The following is a 4,723-nucleotide window of genomic DNA, read 5'->3' on the forward strand; positions in this document are numbered from 1 at the left end:
CTTGGTGGCCCCGATGAGGGGGATTGCGAACCTACGTTCCCAACCCCCTCATCGGGGAATTCTAAGAATTTCTCCCACAAACATTTTACTCACACCCATATAACGCTTGTAAAATAGGAACTACTAACTATTATCATGCTTTCATCCTGGTACACAATTTTATTAATAGTTAACCGTGTCCGATTGTTCCATATAAGCCAAATTTTTTTCATATAAGGCCCCATTTCTCAAAGCCTTGTTGTATAAGACCTTCCATTAACGCTGCCAAGAAAAGAAAAAATACATAGAGCACAAACAGTATAAGACATATCTTTAATATCTCTTTTTTTGGAAAAAGGGCTTTTTTAATCACTTAAAAGTCACTACTGCAGGCTTTAGTGCGAATGCCCCAACAAGTATAATTGCTAGGATTTCAAAAACACATGAAAAATTGTATATTTAAATACAAATCAAAAAGAGAATGGGGGTGTTTAATAAGTCGTTTTTACGGCTTATTGACGCCCCCATTAATGCTTTAGAAACGTTAATATATCGGTGTTTATGATTTTTTGTTTTCAATGGCGATTTGACTTTCAAAGACAGCCCCTACTAGTACTTAATAAATATCCTTGTAAAAGGATATACCAAAAAGAAACGAAACCAAATGAAAACACACCAATACATGCTGGCAATAAAATCATGAAATTATGAAAAAATATAGACTGCCACGTAAGCTCCTCATCACCGAGGTTTTCTGAAACTATTACTACAGCCTCCTGTTCCACGTCTGTTGCTTCTCTTACATCAGTTAACTGCAAATAAATCATTGGTCCACAAAAACTTATTAAAACAATTAAAAGTGAAATAAAAAAACATCTCGATTTCTTTCCAAAAATGCCATACCAAACGCCTTAAGTCGAAATATATTTTTCACGTTCATACCAAGTCCTTGATAAAGTTAATTCTTTTTTGGAAGGATGGATGAGTTTCTTTCCACTCTTTCCTTTTGAAGTCAAACTCGTCATTCTCTTTTTCACTGATTCGCTCTAACTTCATTAATGTTTGAATATATAACTCCTTATTCCCCAATTGCCTTACAGCAAATTCATCTGCTTGGTGTTCAAACATTTTACTAATTTTATTCGGAAGCCATTCTGTGAGCCCTATTAAAGCGATTATACCAACTGGGAAAATAAGGATATACTGTCCCCATCCAAATCCTAGCATAATTTTTCTAGTAAAGAACATCAGCAAACTAATAATCGTCGCTACTCCAAAAGTAATAAACAGTATCCAACGACCATGCTTTCGTTTGATATGTCCAATTTCGTGAAATAACACTGCCTTTACCTCATCTAAAGTAAATTTTTTTATCAAACCTTCTGTCATGTAAATGTTAATGCTTTTTTTAGATGCAAAAGGAGTACTATACACCCAAGCATTCGTCTCATTCTCGGACTCTTTCTTCGTAAATAGGTTAACGTTTATACTACATGCAGCTTCTATCGTTTTTTTCAAAGAGTAAAATTGCTCGGTGAATCCCACATTTTCATAGTTCCCCATGAAACGATGTATTACAGTATAAACTAGCATTATAATAAGGGTTAACGATAAATACCAAGCAGCAAATAAATACCATTTGTCCACAATTTTTACATATAGGGATAGTGGAAAAAGGAAAAATGAGAAAAAGTAAGCAAGACTTCCTATAGTGAGTACAAAAATTATAACTATTTCCCTTTTTGAAAATTCAAGGAAATCTGATTCCTCCATTTCAGACTCTCCTTCAATATCCTCATCACTTTTTATCGTCCATTGGTATATAGCAGTTGTCAATGAAACTGATAAAAACGTCGGGAGAAAGATACATAACAAAATGCTCCAAATGTATGATTTTGTTAAAAGTAGTGCGTAACCCATCGAAAAATGATAGTTTAATATCAATGGAAGGATTCCAGCTAAGATAAACGGAACAAACAATGTAAAAAGATTGCGCCATGGAAGAACCTTGTTAATAAACAATGCCAAAAGAAAAGGCAATAAAAATGAACAACCATATATCAAAAAAGTAAGAGTTTTACTAAACTCCGTCTTCAATCGGATGGAGAATGATCCATCATTTTTTGCAGCACGTATTGTATATTCATTAAAAAAAAATTTCCTCTTACTAGACTGAATCGTCACTTCCTTACTAAAAGACGGTTCAACCCCTCTTCTCGTCATAACAGTCAGCTCTTCTCCAGCAGGTAAGATAATGTTTTCTGTATTGACTTTGATAAATTGATAATCAATAGGTCCAATATGAAAAGCGAGCGGACGATTGGTAGAGTCTTCTTCAGTATGTTCAATATCTAAAAGATAGTCCCCTTGGTATATGGAATAGCCAGTTAAAAGCTTCTGGACTCCTACATTTTTTTTTGAATCGAGAAGAATAAATGGCGATAAAACAGCTGAACGGATACTTAACTCAACCATAATAACCGAAACTGTAAAAAACGCCGTGACCAATAAAAATATGAGCATTCTTTTTTTCATAATAACTACTCTCCTTAATTTATAGGAAACTTGTCATAATCGATGGAATTGTTTTTAATGTCAAGTTTGCTACAAAGATAATACTTACAATAAGTAAAGGAGCAACCCGTCTTTCAGATTTCAATAATGCTTTAACACCAAAATACAATAAAACAAACTGCCATATTAAAAAAGGCTCAACTTGATTAAGAAGAGCAACAGCCACATCATGATCTAGATTTGGAACCAGAACCCGCAGTCCTACCGGTTCAAATACTTCTCCTTTAATTAAAACAAGTGTGGCAAAAGATATTGTTTACAGAAAATGATGAAGAGACGACAATTTTTTTACATGCCCTTTATTTATCAATTACCATATATAGGGTTAATTGTAAATTTTATTACATGTAAAACAGGAAATATTAACTATTGGAAAGAAAGATGAAATAATAGGCCGGAAGAAGCAGAAAATCTGATATAAGAAGAATTAGACTATCTTGTAAATGAAGAAAGAACAAGCTGAGGACTTACCTGTTTGAAGCTGCAAAACAATGAATGGAAGAAGGAATTAAAGTTATAGATTCTGAATCGGAAATTACTATTATATTTGATCCGCCAACTGTAAAACTAAGAAAAATTAAGATAATAGGACTAGATCCGTTTCAACAAAATTGCAATAACTAGTATTGAATCTGTGAAAGCTTAACAGATTCAAAATCTTACAACTTATAGTATTCAGAATATTTCAGATTTTGATACAATCTATAAATAATAGAATTGTATAAATTACTACTTGCCGGAGGGAAAATAATATGAAAAGAGATTATGGTCTTTGTTTATGGACGTTTGGAGATATAGATTTTGAAGAGAAATGTAAAATATCCAAGGAGATTGGTGTTGACGGAGTGGAGGTCCAAGGGGATTTGTCACAATCTCCGGAAGAGTTAGCAGCGATTTTAAAAAAATATGACTTGAAGGTATTGTCCGTAACACCTGAAAATGTAGACATTTCCAGTTCTGATGAAAATATTCGAGCTAGTGCCGTACAATATTTTTTAGACCTAATCAGTTGGGCGAAAAATTTAGGCGCCAACAGAATCTGCTTACATGGTGATGTTGGGAAAATACATGGATGCGGAGATTTAACAAAAGACTGGGATTTGCTTGTAGCTAGTACGAAGGAGATTGTAAATAAAGCGGAGGAAGTTGGCCTTCAAGTTGTATTTGAAGTACTCAATCGGTATGAGAACCATCAAATCTTAACAGCAAAGGAAGCGATTTCATTAATTAATGAAGTAAAAAGCGACAACCTTTATATATTATTAGATGCATATCATATGAATATTGAGGAGGCTTGTCCAATTCAGGCAATCAAGGACGCAGGGAATAAGCTGGGTGTTTATCATGTCGCTGATTCCAATAGGCAAGCTATAGGTAACGGACACTCTGATATTAGAGGTCAAATAAAAGCTTTAGATGAAATTGGTTTCAAAGGACCGATTATAATGGAAATGGTCGCAGAAGGACCCAATCCATTTACGCCGATTAAGCATGGAAACTATTTAGATGTGGTGGTCAATTACTATAAAGAATCTTTAAGACAACTAAAACAATAGGATGAAATGAAAGTTCAAGTATAAAGAAATCTCCTGACAGAAGTCGTTTTATTTCGATTGATATGATTTCATTTCAAAAACATTTTAATCCCTGTTTAGACTTTTGAAATCACTTGTGAATCATTGAGTTTTTATACAATCAAAGCCTTGTACAGTGGCATCATATTCAACATGAGGGGAGGGTGTGGTGATAGACTGGTCTGTATGCCTTGCAAAGTCCTATCACCTGCCCCTCTTTGCAAAAGCTCATGCCGAATAAGAAATGAATGTTATACAGGAAGGGAATGTTTTTGTTTTTCACAATCGGACTCCATACCAAGTCTATTTACAGGAATTAAATGGACAGCGCTTGCGGGCTAACTAAAAGCAATGGATTTCGTCGAAAGCGCCATTTGGTCATTCACTCCGTTTAAGCAGCCACATGAATCAATACGTTTTGAAATTTGATTCAAATTTCTATATTTTTAAGTATACTGCTTCTCTGCAATCCGATTATTTGGCCTTTGCCGTAGTTTCCAATTGTTTTTGTCAATAATAAATTGAGCCAGAGCGATCACTTCAAAAGTGAGCCACTTTTAGAATCAGAGTTCCCATAAATGGGAGAAGGTGGGTGT

At 34.3% G+C, this 4,723-nt stretch carries 2 protein-coding genes; one reads left to right on the forward strand and one right to left on the reverse strand.

Annotated elements, in window-relative coordinates:
* Positions 1-915 precede the first annotated feature (915 nt).
* The gene (locus FB379_RS18085; protein ID WP_144598574.1) at positions 916-2,514 is read right to left on the reverse strand and encodes a M48 family metallopeptidase; all 1,599 of its coding nucleotides are present in this window, start codon (positions 2,512-2,514) and stop codon (positions 916-918) included.
* A 791-nt stretch (positions 2,515-3,305) separates the two neighbouring features.
* Here FB379_RS18085 and FB379_RS18090 point away from each other — a divergent pair.
* Complete coding sequence (locus tag FB379_RS18090; RefSeq protein WP_144598575.1) at positions 3,306-4,109, forward strand: sugar phosphate isomerase/epimerase family protein; 804 nt, start codon at positions 3,306-3,308, stop codon at positions 4,107-4,109.
* Positions 4,110-4,723: the final 614 nt, after the last annotated feature.

Source organism: Aeribacillus composti (assembly GCF_007827555.1).
GTDB lineage: Bacteria > Bacillota > Bacilli > Bacillales > Aeribacillaceae > Aeribacillus > Aeribacillus composti.